Genomic DNA, 25,363 nt, shown 5'->3' with positions numbered 1-25,363 from the left:
CCCGTCATCCAATGCCATTGTGTCCACGATCTCCTCGTGGACACAATCAATCATGACGATATCAGTGAACAGGTGCAGGGCTTTGCGCGCTTACGCACAACCTCTGCACACGGAGCGATTATCGTTAGTCGGCCGATACGATCACGCGGTAATGACGAACGAATCCATCGATGTTGCGGGCATCGAGAAAGAGGAGATGGTCCTACTGAACCGGACTTTCGCCACCCGCCAAACCATCGACAGGCATTTCAAGCGGCACGGGATCAAGCCGAATGTCGTCATAGAAACAAGTTCGATGACGACACTCATCGAACTTGTGAGATCCAGTTCACTCGTGACGATTCTTCCTGATGCCGTCGCATTTGAAAGAGACGACCTGCGATTTCGCCCCCTTCTTCCGGCGATAGATGAACGCCGGGTAGTGTTGCTGCAGCGAGAAGGCGGCTATCGCTCGGCTGCTGCGCGGGCATTTATCGCCACGCTCGAACTCTTCGTACAGGAGCTCAACGCGGCGTCGTTAACATGACGTACTTGTGCGTTGAGGGCTGGCTTTCAGCAAAATCTGCCCGACAGCCGCCGCCTGCCAACCGCAATGAGGACGTCTGATGGTCAGGGTTGGATCGCGTAGACCACCTGTATCTTCACCAGCGTTTCGATCGCGCGCGGCTTCAGCCCAACCACGACCGGCGGCGGGGGTGGAGGCGGGAGCGGCGCGCCGACCCGCTGCGCCGTAGCAACGATCTCATCATACGGGCCGGGGCCATTAAAGCTGAGATTGGAAACGCTGAGGATGCCGCCCAGCCTGACGCCGGAGGCGTGTGCGATGGCTTCCGCCTGAAGCTTGGCTTCAGCCAGCGCCTCAGCGACCCCGCGCCGCCGGATCTCCTTGTCCTCGGCGAGGAAGAAGCGGTCGATGCGGGGATTGGTCGCGCCGAGACGGCCGGCTAGCGATACCATCGTGCCGGCCTCGTTTACCGCCGCCGTGCGAACCTCCATCTGGAGGTCGGCGGTATAGCCCACAATCGCGCATTCGCCAGTTGATAGACGCGGATTACCGTAACTGTTGCGGTTACAGTCACGCCCGCGCACCTCGGCGATCCCGATCTGCGCAGCGCGGATGTCGGGCCCGGCGGAGATCCCTGCCAGTCCCTTCTCGATAGCGTCCCGTTTCGCCACCATGGCGCGGACGGCCTCGTCACTGGTTGTGCCCTCGCCATGAACGGAGAAGCTGACAACGGCGCGGTCGGGAGGGCTGGGAATCGTCGCGGCACTGGTGACGACAATCCGGGGACGCGCATCCTCGCCGGTTTGCGCCATCGCCGCGCAGGACATCAGCATCGGAAGAACAGCAGCAAAGCGGCGCATAAAACCTCTCCAGTCATCGAACACCGTCGTCCAAGCTTGACGACCTGATGTGTCGGCGTTCCATAGCACTTTAACGCACTTTGCGAATCAATCGCAAGAAGTTCAGATGCCGCTCATAATATATTGACGAGTTTTGACAAAAGCCGACGGCCACACCTCAATCACTCCATGGCGGCAGTTGATCGGCATTTGTCGGCTCCCGAACAAAGCGTTCTATCGCTGGGAGCGCCGCCTAAGTTGACGTTTGGCGACCCGATAAGATTTGCCCATAGCGATCGATGGTTCAGAAAAGTTGGGGCTAATTTCTGCCTGGGTGTAGACCCAAGAGTGCCTATGACGGTAGCGGCGCAAACCATGAGTATCATTGCAACCATCATGAATTCGTCGACGGGCTTGGCCATTCAAAAAATGAAGTTCGAGCGCATGCCCAAGCCCTGGGTGACGCTCCATCTCGAAACGGGTGAACAGGTTACGGCCGACCGTGTCCATGTCGGCAAGCCAGCACCGGGCAAGTTCATCACTCCAGTGGAAGTCTGGGTAACGCCCAAAGGATAAGCACCAGCTGCCGTGCTTGGCCGAAAGCGCCGGCTTTCCGGACATTCCCGGCTCCTTGATCGGGAAGTCGGAACCGGTCATGGGTTCAGCCGGGTAAAATTGGCAACGCAAGACCGGTATCAGGGCTTGGCGCGGGCGCTTATTGCGGTGAATTTCGACAGTCTATCCATTTTCGCGCCGCGTCGCCCATTGTCTTTGCTTGCCCGTTTTTGAGATAAGCCATGAATTTGCGGTCGAAGGTGAAAGAGGTTCCGCAGACAGCTACGAAAAACCGTCTGGCATTCTGTGTGTTACGGTAGTTCTGGTCCACCGGTGTGGTTTCTTCGATAACGCCGCCGTGCCAATCGAAGCCTGCCATCGTTTTTTCCTCACTTGTTTGTTGGAACCGCTGCGTTCAAGCGTCGTACCGCGACATAGGCTCATCATGTAAAGATCGGATCTTGCGAGGCAATGGCGATAGCCGCCGTAAGCGCGCCAGCGACATGATCTGAATTTGCCGCCACTACCAAAACCAGCGCGCGCTCCATGGTGGCATCATATGTTTTGCGAAGCGCTAATACTCTCCCTTCAGGCTTGGCGTCAAAGTAAGAAGCTATTCAACGTCCAACTGGCGCCGACGCAGGGCGCCCCAGCCCGTGGCGTGGATGGCATCAAGTGTGGCGGTGATTTGTGCGGTCTGCATCGGGTTAAAACCCAAGAGGGTGAGCATCACGGGCAACCAGGTCATGACTGAGAAGCCGTACGATAAACGAGATGATGGACCTCGTTCAGTGTTTCTCGGTCAACACCGGCGTCAAGCAAACGGCGCGTTTCATCGGCAGGCAGGGCGTCACCGCGCAAGCGTAGCAGGACAGCATAGCGCCGCAATGCCTCCAGCCGCGGATCGGCCAGTGGATTGGGCCGATCCGCCCTGAACAGCCAACGCGTGAAACGGTTGCCGCGCTCGGCCTGTGCCAGACTGTCGATCCCATCGCTCCGGGCGATGTGGATGGCCAATCGCTCAAGCTTTGTGAGCGCAGGGGCGAACCGCGAATTCTGCGCAGATCGGGCTTCGGCGGGGCCGGTTGAGATAAAACCCTGCGTGAGATCCAGATAAGCCATGAGAATGCTCCTCTACGTCAGGAGTGTGCGGTTATCCTGCGTGACAAGGCGTCAATGGCGAAATTCAGCCCCCCAAAACAGCCGATTAAATTTGAACGATATGTTCGGAAATTTCGAACATTGCTGTTTCTCGGACCCCATCAGCGCCAGCAGTCCGAAGCAACTGCATCAACAGGCCGGGACCCGATCAACCTCAGTTCCAAAGCGGCAATATGCGATATGTTAAATTCGTACTTTCAGCCGCGGGGATAGCCGTTCACAGCACGATCACCATCAAACGAACGGCCCTGGTATTTGGCCTTCAACTTGTAGAAGGTGGCCGTGCTCAGCCCATGCTTCCGACAAACTTCCGACGTTGGCAGACATGCGCGCCAACCTCGCCAAACCGCGTATTTTTTCCCCTTATTTTCCCCTTTCGCCGCCGCCTCTATCCGGCAGGCGAAGAGCCTACACTGTCTGATTTAGCCTTAAATCAAATCTCGTACACGTAAGATCGGCCATCCAATCGCCGCCCAAGGGAAGCCCCGAGGGCGGGTAGGAAACATCGATCACGGACGAGGACATGGCGGCAAAGCTGCAAAATACAGGGGAAAACATGAAAAATCACAGGAAGTGCGCCGCGGGAATCGCAACATCAGGTCTGGCTTTGGCCATGACCCTGCTTTCCCAGCCCGTTCGTGCGGAAGATGCCAGCGCGCGCGGCCCGGAAAAAGCCGGCGCCGAAGCCCCGCCCGCCAAGGGCGAGATCATCGTTTCGGCCCGCAAGCGCCGCGAAGACATCCTCAAAGTGCCGGTGACGGTCAACGCCCTGACCTCGGCCGATCTGGAAGCGCGGGGCGTTGCCACGGTTTCCGATGCCGCCAATGCCACGCCCGGCATCAACATTGCCACCGCCAGCAGCGGTGGAGGCCATGCCGACCGTTCGTTCCAGCAGGTTAACCTGCGCGGTTTCACGCCGACCTCGGCCACAGCCGTCACCACCTCGATCTTCATCGACGGCGTTTCGGTATCCTCGCCCACCGCGCTCAGCACCATTGCCGACCCGGCGCAGATTGAAGTGCTCAAAGGCCCGCAGGCTGCCTATTTCGGGCGCAACACTTTTGCCGGCGCCATCAACATCGTGAACAAGGAGCCGGGCAAGGATTGGCATGCCAGTGTGAGCGGCATGTATGGCACGTGCCGCAACCTGCGCGTTCAGGGCGCTATCGAAGGGCCGGTGACCGACTGGCTGACCTTCCGCGCCACGGTTGGGCGTTTTCAAAAGGGCGGCTCGTGGCAGAACGCCGCCACTGGCCAGATGCTGGGCGATCAGTCCAGCACCAACGGCACGCTCTATCTGGTGGCCAAGCCCTCGACCAGCCTGACCGTCAAACTGTTCGGCATGATTGCCAGCGATGATGATGGCCCTTCGGCTCAGACGCGTCTGTTGGCGTATAATGTCACGAACGGCAGCGGCGTGACCTATGTCAGCCAGTCGAATTGCGTGATGAACGGCAATCCCTATTTCTGCGGCGCGGCGCCGGGTGTGGTCAATCCGGTGGGGGCGATGACCACCAACAATGCCTGGATTCGCAATTTCCTCAATACCGCCAGCCCGAACCGCGTGGTTCAACCTTCGGTGGGCGTGCAGGGCTTTGGCCTGCTGCGCCATACCCAGCATGTGCATGGCACGGCGGAATATGTGATCGACCCGCATCTGACCGCCACGGTGCTTGCCGGTTACAACCATGAGGACTGGAGCCAGCTCACCGATCTGCCGCTTCTGGATTTCACGCAGTTTGCCAATCCGTCGAAGGCTTTCGGGTCCAACCCCTCGGCCAATCCCAGCTATTATTCCTATCCCTATTACATCGACTCGGCCCAGCAGGACTATTCGCTCGAAGGGCGCGTGGCCTATAAATATGGCGCCGTGCGCGGCGTTGTGGGCGTAAGCTGGCTGGACGCGGAATCGCGCGGCGGGGGCGGCTACTTCTCGTTCTCCTCGGCGGGCGATCCGGTGTTCAGCCAGGGCGGGCGCAGCCGCGCGCGCAACTTTGGCGCGTTTTTCGGCATCACCTGGGATGCCACCGACCGCCTCTCGCTCAATCTGGAAGGGCGGTATCAGATCGACACCATCACCGCCTATCAGAACAATTCCTCGCTCACGACCGTGAACGGCACTTTCGCGCCTTTCTCGGTGCTGCTCAGCAAGTCCTATAAGAACTTCCTGCCGCGCGGCATCGTGAACTATCAGATCAATCCCAATATGATGGTCTATGGTTCAGTGTCGCTGGGCGTCAATCCGGGCCAGTTCAACAGCGCCTTCCTGCAATATACCCCCTCGATTCAGGCCAGTCTGGCCGCGGCCGGGCTGAAGATGGCGGTCGATCCGGAAAAGATCACCAATTACGAAATCGGCCTGAAGGGCAAGCTGGCCGATGGCGCGATCCGCTATCAGCTTGCGGGCTATTACTCGCTGTGGCGCAATCAGATGAACACCATCTATCAGGCGGTGTATAACAGTGCGTCCAACGCCTATGACTTTGTTGGCGGCGTGGCCAATACCGGCTCGGTCGATCTGTTCGGCGCCGAGGCGCAGGCGCTGTGGAAGGTCAATGATCTGGTCTCGATTGATGCTGCCGGGGCCTATAATGGCAGCCGTATCAACCGCTATGCCAACCCGACTTTGACCACGCTGACAGGCATCACCGATTTCCGGGGCAAGGAAATGCCGCTGGCCTCGAAATATTCGGCCAATGTGGGCGTCACACTGGGCGGGGCCTTTGCGCCGATCAAGGATGCCCGCTGGTTCTGGCGCACCGACTGGAATTTCAAATCCGGCGTGTGGGCCTCGGCGGCCAATGTGACGCGCACGCGCGATCTGCATATTTTCAACACGCGCGTCGGTATGACCAAGGGTGATGTCACCCTTGAGCTGTTTGCCAACAACCTGTTCAACAATCGCACTATCACCGGCATTTACGACAATTGGACCATTGATCCCAATGCCTTCCACTTTGCCGCCTATTCGGCGCTGCATGCCGCTCTGCCGGATCTGCGCACCATGGGTGTGCAGATGCGTCTGAAGTTCTGATGGGCGCGCGCCGTGGCCGCCGCAGCGGTGGCCACGGCGCGTTGCAAGCCATTCCCTTCCCGCCCGTGAAAGGCCATTGCGTGTTCTCAACCCGCTTTTTGTATGCCGCCCTGTTTGGCCTGCTCAACGCTTCTCCCCTTTATGCTCAGGGAATTGCCTCCGTGCCCAACGCCCCTTCTCCGCCGCCCGGCGCGCCGGATTGCGCACATACGCCGTGGTTTGTCGGCATGCCGGTGCCCTATTCCTCGGCGCAGGTGCTGGCCGATGGGCGGATCACCTTTCGCCTTTGCGCGCCCGATGCGCGGCAGGTGATTGTCACCAGTTCCGATGCGGGGGCCGCCATTCCGATGAGCTTTGCCCCCACCGGCCCCAAGGGCCTGCAACTCACCCGCGAGGCCAATGGCCTGTGGAGCGGCACGACGACGATTCCGCTGGCGGCGGGGACCTATCGCTACAGTTTTCGCGTTGACGGCATCAAAGTGGCCGATCCGCTGTCGGACCGCTGGTCGGAAACGCGCAACGGCATAGAGAGCGTGGTGCAGGTGGATGGCCCGGCGGCCACGTTCCAGCAATGGGATGCGGCCACGCCCCATGGCGCGGTGACCACCGTCAACTACTGGTCGAAATCGCTCAACGCGCCGCGCCGGATGCATATTTACACCCCGCCCGGCTATATGCGCGATGCCGCCCGCTATCCGGTCCTCTATCTGGTTCATGGCGCGGGCGACAGCGACGACAGCTGGACCAGCGTGGGGCAGGCGCATGTCATTCTAGACCGGCTGATCGCCTCTGGCCGGGCCAAGCCGATGATCGTTGTCATGCCTGCGGGGCATACGCCCGACCGGCCCGGCGTGCCGATGGCGGCCAATCACGATTTCGGACGTGATCTGGTGGATGATGTCATCCCCTATGTCGACCATGAATATCGCACGATTGCCAAGGCCGATGCGCGCGCCATGGCGGGATTGTCGATGGGTGGTTCGCATACTCTGCGCGAAGGGCTGACCCGGCCCGACACGTTCCACTGGATCGGGGTGTTTTCGATGGGCCTGGGGATCGGCATGGGGCTGGGCGTCGATCAGGCGCAGGTCGATGCCTATGCGCGTGACCATGCCGCCGCGCTGACGCAGGCGGCGCGCTCGATGCATCTGGTCTATTACGCGATGGGGCGTGAGGATTTCCTCTATGCCAGCGCCGCCCCGACCCGGCGCGTGCTCGACACTTTCCATATCGCCCATACCTATCATGAAAGCGATGGGGGGCACACCTGGCTCAACTGGCGCGATTATCTGGCCGATTTCGCGCCTAAACTGTTTCGCGGCAAAGGGGCTTCCAGCCCGTAAAATTCGGGCCGGTAATACAGTCGTTTCGCGCCAGTAAGGCGAACTGACGCGGGATCAGGCCTGATGAAGGGAGGCGTCAGGTCTGATTTTTAAAACGGAACTTGCGATCATGGCATGGAAAACGCAAGAGAGCGCATCCTGCAAAGTAAGATTCGTGTCCAGACCTCGCAAGCCATCGACCGGCGTTAACATCCTTGCTGTTGCAGAACGCGCAGGCGTGTCCCCCATGACCGTCTCCAACGTGTTTCATGGCCGCGGCCGGGTGAGCGAGGCAACGCGCGAACGCGTGCAGCGTATCATCGAGGAAGTGGGCTACAAGCCCAGCGAACATTCCCTTCGGCTTCAGGGCCGCGCCATCAACAACATCGGCTTTCTCCAGTTCAGCGCGCGGATCGAGAGCCTTTATGTCAATGCAACGGTGCGGGCCATTGCGCTGGCGATGGCGAACAAGGGGCTGCATCTGTTGAGCCGCGATGTGGCCCGCGCCTTGCCCGATCATACGGAGCGGGCCGCCGAGGAATTGATCAAAGAGGGTGCGCAGGCGCTGATCCTGCCGCCGCCCTTTGGTGAATATCTGGACAAATCTGATTACTTCAAGGGATTGTCGATCCCGGCTGTCGCCATTCTGACCATCGCCCCGTTTGAAAATATGGCGACCGTGCGCTTCGACAACCGAACCTCGATCTTTGATCTGGTCAAGCTGCTGGTTGATCGGGGCAGGCGGCGGATCGCCTTGATTACCGGCCACCCCGCCCATCTGGACTGCGCCGTGCGCATGCAGGCCTTCCGCGACGCCTGCCTCGCCTATGGGATTGAGGTGCGCGAGGATTGGGTGGTGACCGGCGATTACACCTTCACCTCGGGCAGGCTGGCCGCGCAGCACCTTCTGGACATGGCCGACCGGCCCGATGCGATTGTGGCGCTCAACGATGACATGGCGGCGGGCGCGATCGGCGTGGCCCATGCCAAGGGCATTTCCATGCCCGATCAACTGGCGATCACCGGTTTTGATGATGTCGGTCTGGCCCATTTCCTCAGCCCGTCCTTGACCACGGTACGCCAGCCCCTTGATGCCATCGCCCGGAAAGCCGTGTCGCTTATCACCGACCGGCCGATCAGCGCGCCCTGGGAAAAAGGCGACTTTATCGTGCCTTATTCGCTTTCCATCAGGGAATCGGCCTGATCGGATTGGGTTGGCTGGCCGGGCTTGCGGCTTGGCTGGACGTAAAACTCAAATGATCGCGCATGGCAAAACACAGTCCTGCGGCGATGACGCAGGCAGAGGCGCAAACCAGCAGCACAAGATGCATGGCAAAATCTAGCAAGCTGCGTTGACTGGCCTGTATGGTCAGCAAGGTGATGAGGATCGCGGGCATGGTGTTGGCAAGGTTCATATAGCCCATCCATCGCCCCTTTTGGCGCGAGGCGGTGATCATCTCGGCCACAAACGCCGCCTCGACCGAGAAAAACGCCGCCTGGGCCAGATGGAACAGCGCATAGGCCGCCGGCAGCATCCACCATCCCGGCGCCATGGCAAAACCGGTCAGGGCCAGCGCGGCGAGCAGCGCGCTGCCGATCATCAGACTGCGCCGGTCGGCCAGCCTGTCGGACCAGCGGCCAAAGGCCACCGCGCCGCAACAGGCGGCCAGCGCGGCCCAAAGCGAGAGCCAGCCCACCGCCGCATCGGCCGTCAACCGGCTGACCGCCATCGGCCCCTGCATCAGAAAGGCGACATAGGGATAGAGATAATTGGTCAGCATCGCCGCGCCAAGCTGCAACAAAAACCGCGCCGACCATGCCAGTGCGAGATTGCGCAGGGGGAGGGGGCCGGGACCGCTTACCGGCATGGTTTCGGCCTGCGGCTTTAAAGGCGCTCCAAATGGCCAGAAGACCAGCAGCGGCAAAACACAGGCGACGATCAGCGCCATGGTGAGGGCAAAACCGGCCGATCCATCGACCGGCGCGGCCCATGCGATAATGGCCACCGAACCATTGGCCACCGGTACGCCGCAATTCAGGAACCCGGCAATGTGCCCCTTGCGCTCATCGGGAATATAATCCGCGATCAGCGGTCCCATCGGCCCGAGCAACAGATTGACCGCTATCTGAAAACCAATGACACCCAAGGCCAGCACCACCGGGCTGTATGAAAAGGCCAGCACGCCATAGCTGGCCAACAGGCAGACCAGACCGCCCGCGATAGCCCGCCGCCGGTTGCCCCGGCGGGTCATAGCGTGGTCGCTGATCTGCCCCGCGACAATATTGGCCAGACTGGCGGTGATCCCGCCCGCCAGCACCAGCATGCCAAGCAGATGTTCGCCCCCTGCCGCGACCCCGATTGAGGCCACCCGGCGCGGCAGAAGCAGCACCAGAAAGGGCATAAACGCTATATTGGCGCCCAGAAAGGCCAGAACATAGAGCGCCTCGCCCGCCGACAGGGGCCTTTTGCGGACCATCGGTTTAGCCGCGCGGCGCTTTGGTGGTGGCGCGCACAACGAATTCATAGGGCAGTTCGAAAGCGCCCATGCCTTCCTCGCCCTTCGACAGGGCGATCAGTTGCGCGCAGGCCTTGCCGACCATGGCGGCGGTGGGCTGGCGGATCGCGGTGAGCGGCGGTACGCTGAAGCGCACGCCGGGCGTATCCTCAAAGCTGATGACGGAAAGGTCATCGGGCACTTTCAGGCCGCGGTCGGCCGCGACATGGAGCGCGGCAAAGGCCATCTTGTCATTGTCGGCAATGATCGCGGTGGGCGGGCTTGGCGCGGCCAGCATGGTTTCAAGCACGTTGACCGCCATGTCGAAATAGAAATTGCCCGCCCCGATCGGCCCGTCTTCGGGCGGTATCCCGGCCTTGGCCAAAGCCTCGCGAAAGGCCTTGCGGCGTTTTTGCGAGGGGCCGTAATTGAGCGGCCCGGCAAGGAAGCCAATCGAGCGATGGCCCAGATCGAGCAGATGGCGGGTGACTTCGCGCATCGCGCCTTCGTCATCCATATAGACATCGACGAAATTGCCGCCTTCGTAATGGCCCACGCGGGCGCAGGGAATTCCCTGCCGCTCCAGCCAGGCCACCAGTTCCAGATTGTCGCAATGCGGCGGGGTCAGGATCACGCCATCGGGGCGCAGGGAACCCACCGCGCGGGCGATCTGGGGGATCGTCGTGCCCGCATCGGTGTCGATCAATTCCAGCACCATATGGTAATTGTGGCGCTCGCATTCGCTCATGCCGCCATAGAGCATCTGGTCGACCCAGTCATTGCCTCGCCCCGACGTCCAGTTTTCAAAGGTGCGCGCGCGGTCGTTGATTGAAAGGATCAGATAGGAACGCGCCCCCCCCATCCGCCGCGCCGACAGGTTGGGCACATAGCCCAGTTGCTCCACCATCGCCTCGACCCGCTGGCGCACGGCGGGTTTGACATTCGGGCCATTGTTGATGACCCGCGACACCGTTTGGCGCGAGACACCGGCGGCGGCGGCAACATCTTCAATCGTCACTTTGGCAGGTTTGTGCATCTTTGTCCCTTTGGGCGGTTATCCCCACAAAGGGGCGTCATCGCAAGTCAATTGAGAGCGTTCACAAAATATGTTGTGAACGCTCTCAATCTTGGCTATTCGCTCATTCGCACAATGAGTCGGCCGCCAATGCGGCGGCAAGGGAGAGCGCAATGAACCGGCAATGGGCCCGCAAGGGGCTGATCTGCGGCCTGAGTCTGGCTGCTATGGCGATGGGGATGCCCGTTGCGGCGCAGACACAGCAGCAAAACCAGCAAGCGCAGCGCATTGCCGATCTGCTCGCCCATATGAGCGTCGAGCATAAGGTGGCGCAGCTCATCGAGCCCGACATCGGCTCGATCACGCCCGAGGACATGCGCCGCTATCGTTTTGGCACGATCCTGAACGGTGGCAATTCCGGCCCCGGCGGCAATGACAAGGCTCTGGCTCCGGCATGGCTGGCGCTGGCCGATACGATGTATCGCGCGGGCACCGAGCCGTTGCCGTCAGGTGAGCCGGTCATCCCGCCCTTTTGGGGCACGGATGCGGTGCATGGGCACAATAACATCATCGGCGCGACGCTGTTTCCGCACAATATCGGGCTGGGCGCGGCGCATGATCCGGCTCTGGTGCAGAGGATCGGCGCGGCCACGGCCGAAGAGATCGCGGTCACCGGCATCGACTGGGCCTTTGCGCCGACGCTCGCAGTGGTGAAGGACACGCGCTGGGGCCGCTCATACGAAAGCTTTTCCGAGGATCCCGCGCTGGTGGCCCGTATGGGCGTGGCCGAGGTCGAGGGTCTGCAGGGTCAGCTGGGCACCAAGAATTTCCTCGATCAGCGTCATGTGCTGGCCAGCATCAAGCATTTCTTTGCCGATGGCGGCACGGGCGGTGTCGATCAGGGCGATACGCGCGGTGATCTGAACACGATCATCGCTACCCACGCCAGCGCCTATCTCCCCGCGATCAAGGCGGGCGCGCAGACCGTGATGGCCTCGTTCTCCAGCATCAACGGCGAAAAGATGCATGGCAACAAGGCGCTGCTGACCGATCTGCTGCGCGGCAAGATGGGTTTTGACGGGCTGCTGGTGGGCGACTGGAATGCGCATGGCCAGGTGCCGGGATGCAGCAACAGCGATTGCCCGAAATCGCTGCTGGCCGGGCTGGACGTGTTCATGGTGCCCAATGACTGGCGCGCCCTTTATGACAATCTGCTGCGCGAGGTGCGTGACGGAACGATCCCCATGGCGCGTCTTGATGAGGCGGTGGGGCGCGTGCTGCGGGTCAAGCTGCACGATGGGCTGTTCGACAAACCGGCGCCCGCACAGCGTGAGCTGGCGGGGAAGTGGGAGTTGCTGGGTTCGCCCGATCACCGCGCCGTGGCCCGCGAGGCGGTGGCCAAGTCGCTTGTGCTGCTCAAGAACAATGGCGTTTTGCCGATCAAATCCTCGGCTCGCATTCTTGTCGCAGGGCACGCGGCGGACAATATCGCGCAGGCGGCGGGCGGCTGGACGATCACCTGGCAGGGCGGCGGCGATCTGACGAATGCCGATTTCCCCGGCGCGACATCGATCTATGACGGCATCGCGAAAGCCGCAGGCAAGGCCACGCTGTCCAGCGATGGCAGCTATTCGGCCCGGCCCGATGTGGCAATCGTGGTGTTTGGCGAGCAGCCCTATGCCGAATTCGTGGGCGACCGGCCCGATCATGCGCTGCATGACGAGGAAGGGCTGAAGCTGCTGCGCAAGTTCAAGGCCGCGCATATTCCGACTGTGGCCGTGCTGCTGTCCGGGCGCCCCCTGTGGGTCAATCGTGAATTGACGCTTGCCGATGCCTTTGTCGCGGCGTGGTTGCCGGGCAGCGAGGGCGCCGGGATTGCCGATGTGCTGATCGGCGGCAAAACGGACTTTTCCGGGCGTTTGCCGTTTCATTGGCCCACCGCCTGCGATGACAGCGGCAAGCCTTTGTTCGGCGTGAACTATGGCGGCAGCTATCGCCAACCCGCGCCGCGTCTGCCGGTGCTGGGCCAAACCTGCGCGGCGCTCAATGCCAGCGCCAGCGGCACGTTTGAAGTGTTTCACAAGCGTCTGGCCGCTGGCGTCGATGCCAGCATTCGCGAGGGCGCGGACGAAACGCTGCTCCACGGCTTTGTGGGCGCGGGCAAGCAATTGAAGATCATGGGCTTTGACTATTCCGCGCAGGAAGATGCGCGCGAGTTGATCTGGAAAGGCCCCGCCGATCTGCGGCTGAGCTGGCCCGTAGCCGATATGAAGCCCTTTGCCGGGACGGCTTCGGGCGAGGTCGTGCTGCGCTACACCATCGATCAGGCGCCGGGCGGCCCCGTCACTCTCGCCGGCATTACGGAAACCGGCGCGGGCGGTACGCAGGTTGACCTGGCGCCCACGCTGCGCGCGGCGGCGGGGCGCGGTTGGCAGACCGCCCATATTCCGCTGGTCTGTCTGGCCGGCAAGGCGGGCGGCGCCATCGCCGGGGTCGATCTGAACGTGGCTGCGCCGCTTGGCATGAAAATCGCCACGATCGAGGTGCGCCCCGGCGGGGCCGCCACCAGCTGCACCGAAGCAAAGTTCTGAAGAAAAACTCTGAAGAAAAACATCTATCAGGAGGATGGTCATGAGGAAGATACAAAAAACTGTGGTCTCGCTTGCCGGGGTCGCCATCGTTCTTGCCTGCGGGGCCAGCGCCGCGCAGGCCCAACAGGCCGCGACGGGCGCCCAAACACCGGCCGCCGAGGAACCCGGCGCCATCGTCGTGACCGGCCTGCGCAAGTCGCTGGCCGATGCCGTGGGCATCAAGCGCAACACGCAGGGCGTGGTCGATGCGATCACCTCGGAAGATATCGGCAAGATGCCCGATACCAATCTGGCCGAATCGATCCAGCGCATTCCCGGCGTTTCGATCGACCGCAGCAACAATGAAGGCTCGCGCGTCACCGTCCGCGGCTTTGGGCCGGAGTTCAATCTGGTAACGCTCAACGGCCGCTCGATGCCGGGCAGCGGCACCGGCGGCACGCGCTCCTTCGACTTTTCCAATATCTCGGCCGATGGCGTGTCGGGCATCGATGTGTTCAAGACCGGGCGGGCCGATGTGGCCTCGGGCGGCATCGGTTCGACCATCGACATCCACACCGCGCGCCCGTTCGATCACAATGGCCTGCGCGCCTCGGCTCAGGTTAAGGGCACGGATGACACCTCGCGCTCGGGTTTCCATGTGACGCCCGAAGTCTCGGGCCTCATCAGCGACACTTTTGCCGATGACCGCATCGGCATTCTGCTCAACGGTTCCTATTCCGAACGCGACAGCCAGCTCCAGTCGGCCTACACGCGCGGATGGCTCAACAATGTCGATCTGGGCACGGCCGCGATCACCGACAACCGCACGAACAAGAACGGCCCCACCTGGGCGCCGCAGGATGCCAACTGGGCGGTGGAAAACCATCACCGCACCCGCGTCAACGGTCAGGCCGTGCTTCAGTTCAAGCCGACCGACACGATCGTGGGCACCATTGACTACACCTATGCGCTGTACAAGGACCACGCGCTCAAGAACAGCTTTGGCGCATGGTTCGGCTATGGCGGCGCCTTGAACAGCGCGACCATCGACAAGAACGGCACGATGACCAATCTGGTCGATGCCGGTTCCGACCTGTCCTATACGGGCACCGACGATCAACAGCGCAACCAGCTCGGCTCGCTGGGCGGCAATGTGAAGTGGCAGGCGTTCGACAATCTGACCATCACGGCCGACGCCCATCATTCGGTCAACAATTCGACCGACGAGTCCCAGTTCTACATTGTGGGTCAGGATCAGAATTATTCGATCAACAAGATCTTTGATTCGACCAAGACGGCCATCCCCACGACGACCTGGACCTTCCAGTCGCCGTATAATGTGAACAATCTCAATACCTCGCTGATCACGCCGCTGTTCGGCCAGCACAATCTGAGCCGCCAGCGCACCGCTGTCGATGAGGCCAAGCTGGAAACCGAATGGCGCAACAATGGCGACAGCGGCCTGCGCGCCATCAAGGTGGGCGTGAACTATAAGCAGACCAAGACGGGCTTTACCGTTTACAACAGCGGCAACATCTCGAACGGCTATTATGACCCTCGGCTTGATGGCGCCTTATCCTCGTCGCTTTTCACCAAGGTCAATTCCTCCTCGCTGCTGAGCGGCATGTCGGGCGGGGGCAAAGACATTCTTGTGCCCTATTTCTACAGCTTCAACCCGATGGCTGTCTCGCAGGCGCTCGCCGGTCTGCCCAATTACAACGGCACGGGTCCGGCGCCCGCCTATCCTTCGGGCTATGGCTATGGCACCACCCCGGCCACGGACAATCTGATCCGTGAGCGCACCTTCTCGGCCTATGCGCAAATGCAGTTTGATGCCGATTTCAACGGTATGCGTTTCAAGGCTCAGGCAGGCGTGCGCTATGAACACACCAGCGTGAGCTCGGCCAGCCTCCAGCAGACGCCGGTGTCTGTCACCTGGAACAACCCCACCGAGTTCCAGACCCAGTTCCTGCCGGGCGCGCAGGTCTATACCGCGGGCAGCAGCTATAATGACTTCCTGCCCGCCATCGACATGAGCCTGCAAATCACCAAGCGTCTGGTTGCGCGTGCCTCCTACAGCACGACGATCACCCGTTCGGATCTGACCTCGCTGGTTTCGACCCAGGTGGTCAATGCCAACCCGCATGTCGGCAACCGCACGATCTCGTCGGGCAATCCGGCCCTGCTGCCCTACACGTCGCAGAACTTTGACCTGTCGTTCGAATATTATATCAAAAATAACAGCTACTTCTCGGCGAACTATTTCGTCAAGCAAGTGTCAAATTTCATCACCAACACCACCAGCAATGTCACCATTCCGGGCCTGACTGATTCCTCGGCGGGCGCACTGGCGCAAAAGGCAACGGCCGAGGTGCTGGCCGCAGGGCAACAGGCCAGCCCGCAGAACATCTTTGCCCAGATGGTGGCCGATACCGGCAAGCAGGCCTTCGTCGGCCAGCCCAACGATCCGTTGATCACATGGCAGTTGACCAAACCCAGCAACGGGCCGACGGTCAACATTCATGGCTTTGAATTTGCGGGCCAGTATGTGTTTGGCGATACCGGCTTCGGCCTTCAGGCCAACGTGTCGCTGCCTGCGGGCGGCGCGCATTATGACAACAGCAATATCCTCGAACAGTTCGCTTTGCCCGGCCTGAGCAAGTCGTACAACATCGTCGGCTTTTATGAAAAGAACGGGTTCCAGACCCGCGTCGCATGGAACCATCGCGATGCGTTCCTGGCCGCGCTGTCCCAGCCGCTCTATGCCAACCAGCCGACCTATACTGCGGCCTATGGCCAGCTTGATGCCAGCGCGAGCTATGACATCAACCGCCATGCCACGGTGTTCATTGATGCCGTCAACATCCTGGGCGCATCGCAAAGCCAGTATGGGCGCTACACCAACCAGTTCCTCTATGCCGCCAAGGGCTATGGGCGCTATCAGGTGGGTGTGCGCGTCAAGCTGTAAGGCTTGAGAGGCCGGGCCGCCTCATTGGGGCGGCCCGGCCTCTCACCTCAATGTCTGCAGGAGCATTTCGCGCAGATGAGCCGCGCTGTTCCGGGTAAGTTGGCCAAAGGCCCCGCGCGCCGCCTCGGGCAAATGGTCGAAGGCCGGGCCGTTGGTTTCGAACACCAGATTGTCGAACACCACTTTCCACGCGCTGCGCTGATCCTCGGGCAAATCGCGCAGGGTCAGCAGGCCGGACAGCAAGGCGCTCATCGGCGAACCGAAATAGGCGGGCACATCGCGCCACCATGTGTTGACCATGACATTGATACTATCGAGCGATTCCACGCCATGCCACCACAGGGTCGGAATATAGATCGCATCGCCCGGTTCGAGAACGGCCGTCAAGCCATGCGCCTGCGCCTCGCGATAGCGGGGAAAGCGCTCGAAATCGGGCGCGCGTATATCGACAAGGCTGATCGGTTGGCCCGCAGGCGTCAGATCGAGCGGGCCCATATAGAGGTTGGGCAATTGCTCGATGGGAAACAGGGTGAATTTGCGCCGCCCCGCCACCACACAGGCGATGTTTTCGACATTGTCATAATGGGGCGCGGTCATCGTCCGGTTGCCGATCCAGATCGATTGCAGAAACTGGCTGGCCGGGATGAAGGGCGTGATGTCGTGATTCTGGGCAAAGCCGGGAAAGTAGCCCGCAAGCGCCAGCGATCCGGCGAACAGCGCGCAGGGCGAGGGAAGGGCCGCCTCGGCGCGCAGGCGCGCGGCGAAATCGACGATGGGGGTCAGTTCCTTGCGGTAATTGAAGCTGGTATAGCCGGGTTCATAGAAAAATCGTCCGCGATGAACCGGATCGCAGACAAAGTGAGGGATGGGAAGATCGGATCCGATGGCGCAAAGATGATCCAGAAGGGCGTCAGGACCAAGCAGAACAGAAGGCCATGACGATACCACGCCTTTCAACACGGCGGGCTGCGCCATCGGCTTAATTTCTTCAAGGAATATTTGCGGCGTTACATCAAAGTATTGCGACATGTTTTTCACGGGATTATCTTTTCAAGCTATTCCCGTGAATGATATTATATTTTGGGAATGGGTCAATCAATTATGGCAAATTTCGTTCCGCTGAACTTTGCAGAGCATCGCATGCTGCGCCTCGCCAATGGCTATGGCGCGTCTTTGGGCGACGGGCTGGGCATGGTGGGGGTGGTGCCCACGGAAATTCCCGCTCTGGCCAATTCCTATCCGCTGTTTTTCCGCGTTTCGCCGCTGACGGGCGGGTATGAATTGGGCGCGATGCTGGGTTTTGCGGCGGAGGAAAACCTGTTTCTGGCCGATGACGGCTGGGATGCGGCCTATGTCCCGCTGGTGCGCCGCTGCGACCCCTTTGCCGTGCAGCAAAGCCCTGCCAACCCCGACCGCAACAGTTTGATGATCGACCTCGACAGTCCGCGTCTCACCCGCGCGGGCGGCGATGTGCTGTTCTTTTCCGATGGCCGCCCGTCCGAAAGGTTGCAGGCGGTCATCGATGCGCTCGAGGCCTTGGTGACGGGCGCGCAGCAAGGCAGCGCCTATGCGGCGGCACTTGATGCGCTGGGCCTGATCGAGCCGGTCGAGGTGCGGATCGATCTGGGCGGCGGGGTCAGCCATCATCCATCGGGCCTCTTTGCCATTGCCGAGGCGCGTCTGGCCGAGCTGCCTGCCGATGCCTTGGCCGATCTGCACCGGCAGGGCTATCTGGGCTGGGCCTATCAACAGGCGGCTTCCGTCGGCCAGATTGCCAATCTCATCCTCCGCAAGAACCGGGCGAGGGCGCCCCATGCCCGCTGATCCCCGCTCCATCATCATCGTGGGCGGCGGCACGGCGGGATGGCTGACTGCGGGCATTCTGGCCGCGCGCCTTGGCCTGCCCTCGCGTCAGGATCTGACCATCACGGTGGTGGAATCGCCCGGCGTGCCCATTCTGGGCGTGGGCGAGGGCACATGGCCCACGATCCGCCAGAGCCTTCAGGTCATGGGCATTGGCGAGGCCGCCTTTCTCGCCGCCTGCGATGCGACCTTCAAGCAAGGCTCGCAATTCGTCGGATGGCGGAAAAAGGGCGCGGCGGGCGAGCACAGCTATATCCACCCCTTCACCCCGCCCCACCGCTTTGGCGAGGTTGATTTGGCCTCGGCATGGCTGGCCGCGCCATCGACGCGGTTCGACGAGGCCGTCTGCTTCCAGACCGCCCTGTGCCGCGCGGGCCTTGCGCCCAAAACGCGCAGCAGCCCGGAGTTTGAGGGCATCGGCAATTATGCCTATCATTTTGACGCGGGCAAAGTGGCCGGTTTCCTCAAGGAACACTGCATCGCGCGATTGGGCGTACGCTATCTCTCCGACGATGTGGAGGGCTGCCGGATGGATGACGATGGGGCGATTGAGGCCCTGCACACCGCCCGCCATGGCGAGTTGGCGGGCGATTTCTTTATTGATTGCAGCGGCCAGCATGGCGTGCTGATTGACCGGGTTTACAAGGTGCCGCTGGTCAATTGCCGCGATGTGCTGTTCGTCGATACCGCTCTGGCTATTCAGGTGCCCTATCCCGAGGCTGACAGCCCGATTGCTTCGGTCACGCTGGCCACGGCGCAGGAGGCCGGCTGGATCTGGGATATAGGCCTCACCACAAGGCGCGGCGTGGGCTATGTCTATTCCAGCCAATACTGTTCGGACGACGAAGCGCGCGAGCGGCTTGATCGCTATGTCCGCGCGATTTCGGGCCGGGCCTTGCCTGCCGAACCGCGCCGCATCGCCATCAATTCGGGCTATCGCGAACGGTTCTGGGTGGCCAATTGCGCGGCCATCGGCGTCTCATCGGGCTTTGTCGAGCCGCTCGAAGCCTCCAGCATTGCGATGATTGAAGTGTCGGCCAACCATCTGGCCGAACACCTGAGTTTTGACCGCGAGGTTATGGCGATTGAGGCGATGCGTTTTAACCGCAAGGTCGATCAAATATGGCGCGATGCCATCGACTTCCTCAAACTGCATTACGTGCTGAGCGACCGCAAAGAGCCGTTTTGGGTGGCCAATCGTGACAAACGCTCGATCCCGGAAAGCCTGCGTGAGAATTTGCGGATCTGGCAAAACCGCCCGCCGATCAGCGGGGATTTCCCGCATACCTCTCAGCTATTTGGCCCCGCCAGCTATCAATATATCCTCTATGGCATGCGCCATCCCGCGCCGCTGGACGCGGCCATGACCGGCGAAAACCCACATCACCATCTGGAGGAGGTGCGGGCTCTGGCCGCCCGTTTCGGCCGCATTCTGGCGCCCAACCGGGATTGGTTGGGTCAGGGGTGATAGGCCTCTGAAAATCACACCGCATGGGTATGTCGCGCCGCGCCTGCCACCATGGGTAGACCTCCGCCCTGCCTATGGTGGCAGGCAGGACAATCGGCAGCAGACCGGCCAGATTGGGCTCATTGAGCATGGCGGCAAACCAGACCGCGTGCATGGCATCCCTCGATCATGCGTTTGTAATGGTCGAGCATGGCGGTGGAAAATTCGCCCGCGCCGGAGGGCTAGCGGTGGGTAAAGCGGTCATGAACTTTCGGGTCACTTGTTGTCAGAGCCTTCGGTAAGCCTGGGGCAGGTTCCGATAACGCGGCAAGGGCCTCTCAATGACCGTCATCGCGGCGGGCCAATCTACACCACAAAGCTTCATGCCGGAGCAGCGGCAAAAACGGCCGAAGGTGTCGCGGCGCGCATGGATATCCGGCTGTGGATTCCAAAGCGAAATAGATAGCCTTATTGGTGCTTGGGGAAGCATCGACATGGCTGATGCGGTGTGCCCGGCGAAAAAATAAAACCAAAATCATTCCCGGGAGGGTTCCAAACCATGAAACTTCATCTCCTTTCGAGCACCGCCTTTGTCCTGTGCGCGGCGGCCCCGGCTTATGCGGCCGATGCGACAAACCCGCCGCCCGCCGCAGACATCATCGTGACGGGGACGCGCCAAACCGGGATGCGTGCGCAGGACAGCGCAGCGCCGGTTCAGGTGGTCGGGGTGCAGGCCCTGCAAAATGTGGGCCCGCCTGATCTAGGGCCGGCGCTGTCACAATCGCTGCCTTCGCTGAATTTTCAGGGCTTTGGCAATGACACGGCCAACCTCACGCTTTCTGCGGCGCTGCGCGGCATCAGCCCGAACGAAACGCTGGTCTTGATCAACGGCAAGCGTCGCCATACCACGGCGAACCTCGCCGTTGCCGGTGGCAGCCCCTATTCCGGCAGCGCGACGACTGATCTGAGCTTCGTTCCGGTCGCTTCAATTCAGCGGGTGGAAGTGCTGCAGGATGGCGCGGCTGCCCAGTACGGGTCGGATGCGATTGCCGGTGTGGTCAACATCATCACCAAGACGGCTGATCATGGCGGGATGCTGACCGCCTCGGGCGGGCAAAATTACGAGAATGGGGGCAAGACCGTATCGGCTGCGATCAACGCGGGCATGAAGCTTGGCGAAAATGGCTTCATCAACCTGACAGGTGAGTACAAGTTTCACGACTTCACCCAGCACGGAACCTGCGACCGCCGCTATTTCGACCCGCAATGCAACATCACGGCGACCAATCCGGTCATCGTCGCCGGTCTCAAGGCATCGGACGGCTTTCCCCGCGTCAACCGCATCAACGGCGATGCGCGCTACACGATCTACAACGTGAGCTTTAGCGCAGGCTATAATCTGGGCAGCGCGGACCTCTATGCTTTCGGCAGCTATGGCAACCGCAGCGCCCGCTCGAACCAGAACTATCGCGTCGGGAACCGGGTTTCCGGCACGACGAGCACGGGGGTGACGGTTTATCCTTTGCCCAATGGCTTTACCCCACAGGAAGGCGTCCGCGAGGAAGACTTCTCGCTGACCGCCGGCATCAAGGGCAAGGCTGCCGGTTGGAACTATGACCTCTCGGGCACCTATGGCCGTGACACGGTGAAGCTCTACACGCTGAACTCGGCCAACCGTGGCCTCTTCTCGGCTCTCCAGTCGACCAGCGCCACGCCGCTCAGCGGATTGCAGCGCGATTTCTATGATGGCCAACTGTCGAACAGCGAATGGGCGGCCAATCTCGATCTCAGCCGTGAACTCGAAGTGGGCTTCGTCAAGCCGGTCACTATCGCTCTGGGGGCCGAGTATCGGCGCGACAGCTATGCCATCGGTGAAGGCGAATGGGCCGCCAATGCCTATGGCGGCGGTCAGGGCTATCAAGGCTTTGCCGACACCGATGCGGGTGTGTTCAGCCGCACGGGCTATGCCTTCTATGTTGATCTCGCCGCTGATCCGGTGGCGGGTCTGCATACTGACCTTGCGGGGCGCTATGAGCATTTCTCCGATTTCGGATCGGTCACCACGGGCAAGTTGACTGCCCGCTATGACTTCTCGCCCGCCTTCGCCCTGCGCGGCACCGTTGCCAATGGGTTCCGCGCGCCCAGTCTGGCCGAAGAGCACTATTCGTCGGTCAATGTCGGGCCGGGCTATGTCTATGGCCAGTTCCCGGCGAACTCGCCTTCCTCGCAATTGCTGGGCTTCTCCCCGCTCAAGCCCGAACGGTCGACCAACCTGTCGATCGGGATCGTGACTCACCCTGCGCCCGCGCTGCAATTCACGCTCGATGCCTATCAGATCAGCATCAAGCACCGCATCGTCGGCTCGGGCGACATCTTCGGCTCCAACGGGTCCACTGTGGTGTCCCAGGCCGTGCTTGATGCCCTGTCGGCGCGTAAGATTTCGGTCGCCGATGCCACGTCCTATGCCGGTATCGACATCTTCACCAACGGAGCCGACACCCGCACGCGCGGGGTCGAGGCGACCGCCAACTATGCCAGCGACTTTGGCGAGGCCAATCACGTCGACTGGTCGCTGGGGGTGAACTACAACAAGACCGAGGTGACCAACATCATCGACCTGCCTGCCGCTGTTTATAACGCCAGTCAGGGGCAGACGAAGCTGATGACGCAATATGCGATCGATGCACTGACCACAGCCTCGCCGCGGGTCAAGGCGATCGCCAACGCCCTGTGGAGCCATGGGCCGCTCAAGGTGAACCTGCGCGAGACGATGTATGGCGTGACCAGCCAGCACCTTAGTCCTGATGGCTCAGGCCAGGGCAGCAGCGCACAACTGGTCCGGATCGGCACGACCTTCATCACCGATCTCGACATCGGCTATGCGTTGACGCCGAGGCTTCGGTTCAACGCGGGCGCGAACAACCTGTTCAACAAGCAGGCGCCGACGATGCCGACCGTCACCGTGAACGGCACGCAGCGGCCGCTGCTCAACAATATCTACAATGCGGCAATCGCCTTTACGCCCTGGGGCATCAACGGCGGTTACTATTACGCGCGCGTTACCTACACCTTCTGAGGCTGGGCGGGGCTGTTCCGCATGATGTTGCGGGCCAGCCCTCACGCTGCCAGACTATGGACATGCGGGGGAATTGACCCCGCCCGGAGAGCGGCATGACCGATCCTGTTGAGCAAGCGGCCGCAGCCCTCGCCGACAATCCCGCGCGGGCAAGCCAACTGGCGAAGGTACTGGTCATGCAAAACGCGGCCGATCCGCGCCCCCGGCTGATCCTCGCTTCGGCTTTGCGCCGCATGGGCAAGCCGGGTGAAGCCTTGCCGCTGCTCTTGGCGCTGGCGGCGAAGTGGCCCCGTGCCGCCCGCACGCGCTACGAACTGGGTCTATCGCTCTCGCTCTTGGGACGCGAGGAGGAGGGCATCGCGCATCTGGAGGCGGCGGTCTCCATGGAGCCGGGGCTGGTGGAGGCGTGGGAAGCCCTGTCGAACACGGCCTTTGCGCTAGGGCGCTATGTAACCGAAGCGCAGGCGCAAGCGAGGCTGGCGCGGCTGTCCGTTGCCGACGCCCGCCTTGCTGCGGCGGCCGAGGCGGTGGCGCTGGGCCACTGGGAGGATGCCGAGCGTGTTTTGCGGGACTATCTGGCAAGCCATCCCGATCACGTCGAAGCCTTGCGCCTGCTTTCCGACTGTCTCTCTGTCGCCGGGGCGCATGAACAGGCCGAGGCGCTCTTGCGCCATGCCCTGACGATCCAGCCCGAGCTTGCCCCGCTGCTCTTTGCTCTCGCGCGGGCCTTGTTCGCGGCGCAGCGGGCCGAAGCGGCCCTGCTGGAACTGGCGCCGCTGGAGCGGGCGGATCCGGCCAACCCGGCCTATCGCAATCTGCGGGCGGCCTGCCTTGCGCTGTTGGGCGACGAGGCCGGTGCAGCAGCGATTCAGAGTGAGCTGGCGGCCCGCTACCCTGCCAACCCGCGCATTGCAGTGAACCTTGGGCACGCTTTGCGCACGCGCGGCGACCGCGACGGTGCGATTGCGGCATACCGCCGGGCCGCCGCCCTGCAACCGACGAATGGCGAGGCATGGTGGAGTCTGGCCAACCTCAAGATCGGTGTGCTTTGCGATGCCGATGAGCGCGAGATGCGCCATATTTTGCAAAGCCCGTGCCTTGACGAGCGAGAGCGCATGCGATTGTCCTATGCGCTCGGCCGGTTGCTTGAGGATGCCGGGGCCTTTGCCGAGAGTTTCGAGCACTATGCCGCAGGAGCCGCGATTGCCGTTCGGCAGCGCCAGACGGCCTCACCCGACTATCCGCAACAGGGCGCCGACATCAGCACGCTCTTTTCAGAGGACTTTTTTGCCCGCCGACAGGGCTGGGGAGCCGCCAGCGCCGCGCCGATTTTTGTCGTCGGATTGCCTCGGTCAGGCTCGACGCTGGTGGAGCAGATCCTTGCCACCCACCCGGATATCGAAGGAACCATGGAACTGCCCTATATGGGAAGCATCGCCAGTCGCCTGGCGGCCACAGGCCCGGATGCCGTTTCCCGCCTGACCGAGCCGGAGGTGCGGGCGCTTGGTGAGGAATATCTGGCGCAGGCAGCGATTCACCGCCGATTGGGGTGGCCCCACTTTATTGATAAGATGCCGAATAACTTCCGCCACGTCGGGCTCATCCGGTTGATCTTGCCGGATGCCAGGATCATCGATGTGCGGCGCCATCCGATGGCTGCCGGATTTTCGTGTTTCAAGCAACTCTTCGCCAAAGGCCACGATTATTCCTACGATCTGGCGGAACTGGGCCTGTACTACCGGTTCTATCTGTCCGCGATGCGGCATTTCGCCAAGGTCCAGCCCGGCAAAATCTACACGCAGGTCTACGAGTCCCTCGTTGCGGAGCCCGAGGCGCAGATTGCGGCGCTGCTGGATGCTGCCGGAGTGGATTTCGCGCCGGAATGCCTGCGCTTTCACGAGAACCGTCGGGCCGTGCGAACCGTCAGCTCCGAACAGGTGCGTCAGCCAATCTATCGTTTTGCCGTCGAGCATTGGCGTAATTACGAGATATTTCTCGGACCGCTGAAACGAGCTCTGGGGGATGTCGATTCAAACTGGCGCTGAACGGCAGCAGTGAGCTGGCATCGGCTTTCGCGGAAGGACCGGTTGTTTGTCAAAGCAGTCTCGATGCTGGCCTATGTCAGCCTTTGGGGTAGCCTAAAGAAAGTTATCTCGGTGCCCTTCAAACCGGCAGCACCTCAAGCAGACCACGCTAAAGGTCTGTGAGCTCGCTTGGAAAGCGCAGAGCCGACTGATGGCTCGCTATCGGGCGCTCATCGCCAAGGAGGTGCAGCCAGTCTGATGACATCGCAGTTCCCGCGCACTCGACAACGTGGCGTACAACCGATGTCTACTTTGTCCCTTTGTGGTTTCGCGCTGCTTCGGCTTGTTGGACCTGAGCCGCTTTTGCGCTCCTGAACGGCAATGCCCGCCGCTTGATCACGTCCGTCAATGTGGTGTAAAATCTGGTGTGGCCATTGGGCTGCATTTTCATGCGGCCTTGGGTGTAATCTGTAGCGGCTGAACCTCCTC

The 25,363-nt window shown here is 61.5% G+C and carries 20 protein-coding genes and 1 pseudogene; 12 read left to right on the top strand and 9 right to left on the bottom strand.

Annotation, left to right across the window (positions count from 1 at the left end; all coding sequences use genetic code 11):
* Window positions 1–52 precede the first annotated feature (52 nt).
* Window positions 53–526: a LysR substrate-binding domain-containing protein gene (locus FHW96_RS24340; protein WP_253951236.1), complete on the top strand. Its 474-nt coding sequence runs from the start codon at window positions 53–55 to the stop codon at window positions 524–526.
* Window positions 527–609: 83 nt separating this feature from the next.
* Here the strand turns inward: FHW96_RS24340 and FHW96_RS24335 are convergent, their stop codons facing one another.
* Complete coding sequence (locus tag FHW96_RS24335) at window positions 610–1,365, bottom strand: SIMPL domain-containing protein (RefSeq protein ID WP_172343154.1); 756 nt, start codon at window positions 1,363–1,365, stop codon at window positions 610–612.
* Window positions 1,366–1,719: 354 nt separating this feature from the next.
* On the opposite strand from FHW96_RS24335, the gene FHW96_RS24330 reads away from it, so the two are divergent.
* On the top strand, window positions 1,720–1,920 hold the full coding sequence (locus tag FHW96_RS24330) for a hypothetical protein (RefSeq protein WP_172343157.1): 201 nt from the start codon (window positions 1,720–1,722) through the stop codon (window positions 1,918–1,920).
* Between the two features lie 139 nt (window positions 1,921–2,059).
* On the opposite strand, the gene FHW96_RS24325 is transcribed toward FHW96_RS24330, so the two are convergent.
* The 4 genes and pseudogenes from FHW96_RS24325 to FHW96_RS24315 all read right to left on the bottom strand — a co-directional run.
* Entirely contained in the window at window positions 2,060–2,278 is a 219-nt protein-coding gene (locus tag FHW96_RS24325; RefSeq protein ID WP_172343153.1) for a DUF6434 domain-containing protein, read from the bottom strand.
* A 234-nt stretch (window positions 2,279–2,512) separates the two neighbouring features.
* Window positions 2,513–2,647 carry a hypothetical protein gene (locus FHW96_RS26555; RefSeq protein WP_256432902.1) on the bottom strand — a complete coding sequence of 45 codons (135 nt, stop codon included), beginning with the start codon at window positions 2,645–2,647 and terminating at the stop codon, window positions 2,513–2,515.
* A complete protein-coding gene (locus FHW96_RS24320) occupies window positions 2,644–3,021 on the bottom strand; it encodes a hypothetical protein (protein WP_172343152.1) in 378 nt (125 codons plus the stop codon). Before FHW96_RS24320 ends, FHW96_RS26555 begins: the two co-directional genes overlap by 4 nt.
* Before the next feature lie 284 nt (window positions 3,022–3,305).
* Window positions 3,306–3,389, bottom strand: a pseudogene (locus FHW96_RS24315) (transposase); the annotation flags it as partial.
* A gap of 284 nt (window positions 3,390–3,673) precedes the next feature.
* On the opposite strand from FHW96_RS24315, the gene FHW96_RS24310 reads away from it, so the two are divergent.
* The 3 genes from FHW96_RS24310 (at window position 3,674) to FHW96_RS24300 (ending at window position 8,620) form a co-directional block, all read left to right on the top strand.
* Window positions 3,674–6,094, top strand: a complete 2,421-nt coding sequence (locus tag FHW96_RS24310; protein ID WP_253951234.1) for a TonB-dependent receptor — start codon at window positions 3,674–3,676, stop codon at window positions 6,092–6,094.
* 161 nt (window positions 6,095–6,255) lie between these two features.
* Window positions 6,256–7,437 carry an alpha/beta hydrolase-fold protein gene (locus tag FHW96_RS24305; RefSeq protein ID WP_371815805.1) on the top strand — a complete coding sequence of 394 codons (1,182 nt, stop codon included), beginning with the start codon at window positions 6,256–6,258 and terminating at the stop codon, window positions 7,435–7,437.
* Window positions 7,438–7,546: 109 nt separating this feature from the next.
* On the top strand, window positions 7,547–8,620 hold the full coding sequence (locus FHW96_RS24300; RefSeq protein ID WP_256432901.1) for a LacI family DNA-binding transcriptional regulator: 1,074 nt from the start codon (window positions 7,547–7,549) through the stop codon (window positions 8,618–8,620).
* Here FHW96_RS24300 and FHW96_RS24295 read toward each other — a convergent pair.
* Window positions 8,604–9,893, bottom strand: coding sequence for an MFS transporter (locus tag FHW96_RS24295; protein WP_172343149.1), 1,290 nt, complete (start codon window positions 9,891–9,893; stop codon window positions 8,604–8,606). The two genes, FHW96_RS24300 and FHW96_RS24295, sit on opposite strands and share 17 nt — an antisense overlap.
* 4 nt (window positions 9,894–9,897) lie before the next feature.
* Entirely contained in the window at window positions 9,898–10,947 is a 1,050-nt protein-coding gene (locus FHW96_RS24290) for a LacI family DNA-binding transcriptional regulator (protein ID WP_253951233.1), read from the bottom strand.
* 152 nt (window positions 10,948–11,099) lie between these two features.
* On the opposite strand from FHW96_RS24290, the gene FHW96_RS24285 reads away from it, so the two are divergent.
* Window positions 11,100–13,517, top strand: coding sequence for a glycoside hydrolase family 3 protein (locus FHW96_RS24285; RefSeq protein WP_253951232.1), 2,418 nt, complete (start codon window positions 11,100–11,102; stop codon window positions 13,515–13,517).
* A 40-nt stretch (window positions 13,518–13,557) separates the two neighbouring features.
* Window positions 13,558–16,464 carry a TonB-dependent receptor gene (locus FHW96_RS24280; RefSeq protein ID WP_253951231.1) on the top strand — a complete coding sequence of 969 codons (2,907 nt, stop codon included), beginning with the start codon at window positions 13,558–13,560 and terminating at the stop codon, window positions 16,462–16,464.
* A gap of 42 nt (window positions 16,465–16,506) precedes the next feature.
* Here FHW96_RS24280 and FHW96_RS24275 read toward each other — a convergent pair whose 3' ends face one another.
* Window positions 16,507–17,493: a cupin-like domain-containing protein gene (locus FHW96_RS24275; RefSeq protein WP_216651050.1), complete on the bottom strand. Its 987-nt coding sequence runs from the start codon at window positions 17,491–17,493 to the stop codon at window positions 16,507–16,509.
* Between the two features lie 72 nt (window positions 17,494–17,565).
* Here FHW96_RS24275 and FHW96_RS24270 point away from each other — a divergent pair, with 72 nt between their 5' ends.
* From FHW96_RS24270 to FHW96_RS24250, 5 genes are all read left to right on the top strand, one after another.
* A complete protein-coding gene (locus tag FHW96_RS24270) occupies window positions 17,566–18,288 on the top strand; it encodes a SapC family protein (protein WP_172343146.1) in 723 nt (240 codons plus the stop codon).
* Window positions 18,278–19,795: a tryptophan halogenase family protein gene (locus FHW96_RS24265; protein ID WP_172343145.1), complete on the top strand. Its 1,518-nt coding sequence runs from the start codon at window positions 18,278–18,280 to the stop codon at window positions 19,793–19,795. Before FHW96_RS24270 ends, FHW96_RS24265 begins: the two co-directional genes overlap by 11 nt.
* 320 nt (window positions 19,796–20,115) lie before the next feature.
* A complete protein-coding gene (locus tag FHW96_RS24260; protein ID WP_172343144.1) occupies window positions 20,116–20,301 on the top strand; it encodes a hypothetical protein in 186 nt (61 codons plus the stop codon).
* 32 nt (window positions 20,302–20,333) lie between these two features.
* A complete protein-coding gene (locus FHW96_RS24255) occupies window positions 20,334–22,850 on the top strand; it encodes a TonB-dependent siderophore receptor (RefSeq protein ID WP_172343143.1) in 2,517 nt (838 codons plus the stop codon).
* Window positions 22,851–22,945: 95 nt separating this feature from the next.
* Entirely contained in the window at window positions 22,946–24,895 is a 1,950-nt protein-coding gene (locus FHW96_RS24250) for a sulfotransferase (RefSeq protein WP_172343142.1), read from the top strand.
* A gap of 286 nt (window positions 24,896–25,181) precedes the next feature.
* On the opposite strand, the gene FHW96_RS26020 is transcribed toward FHW96_RS24250, so the two are convergent.
* Window positions 25,182–25,363: hypothetical protein (locus tag FHW96_RS26020; RefSeq protein ID WP_216651049.1), on the bottom strand; the 182-nt coding region annotated here is incomplete at its 5' end.

The organism is Novosphingobium sp. SG751A, from assembly GCF_013149295.1.
GTDB lineage: Bacteria > Pseudomonadota > Alphaproteobacteria > Sphingomonadales > Sphingomonadaceae > Novosphingobium.
The sequence above is the reverse complement of the archived record's forward strand: the minus strand, read 5'-3'. Positions and strand labels throughout refer to the sequence as shown.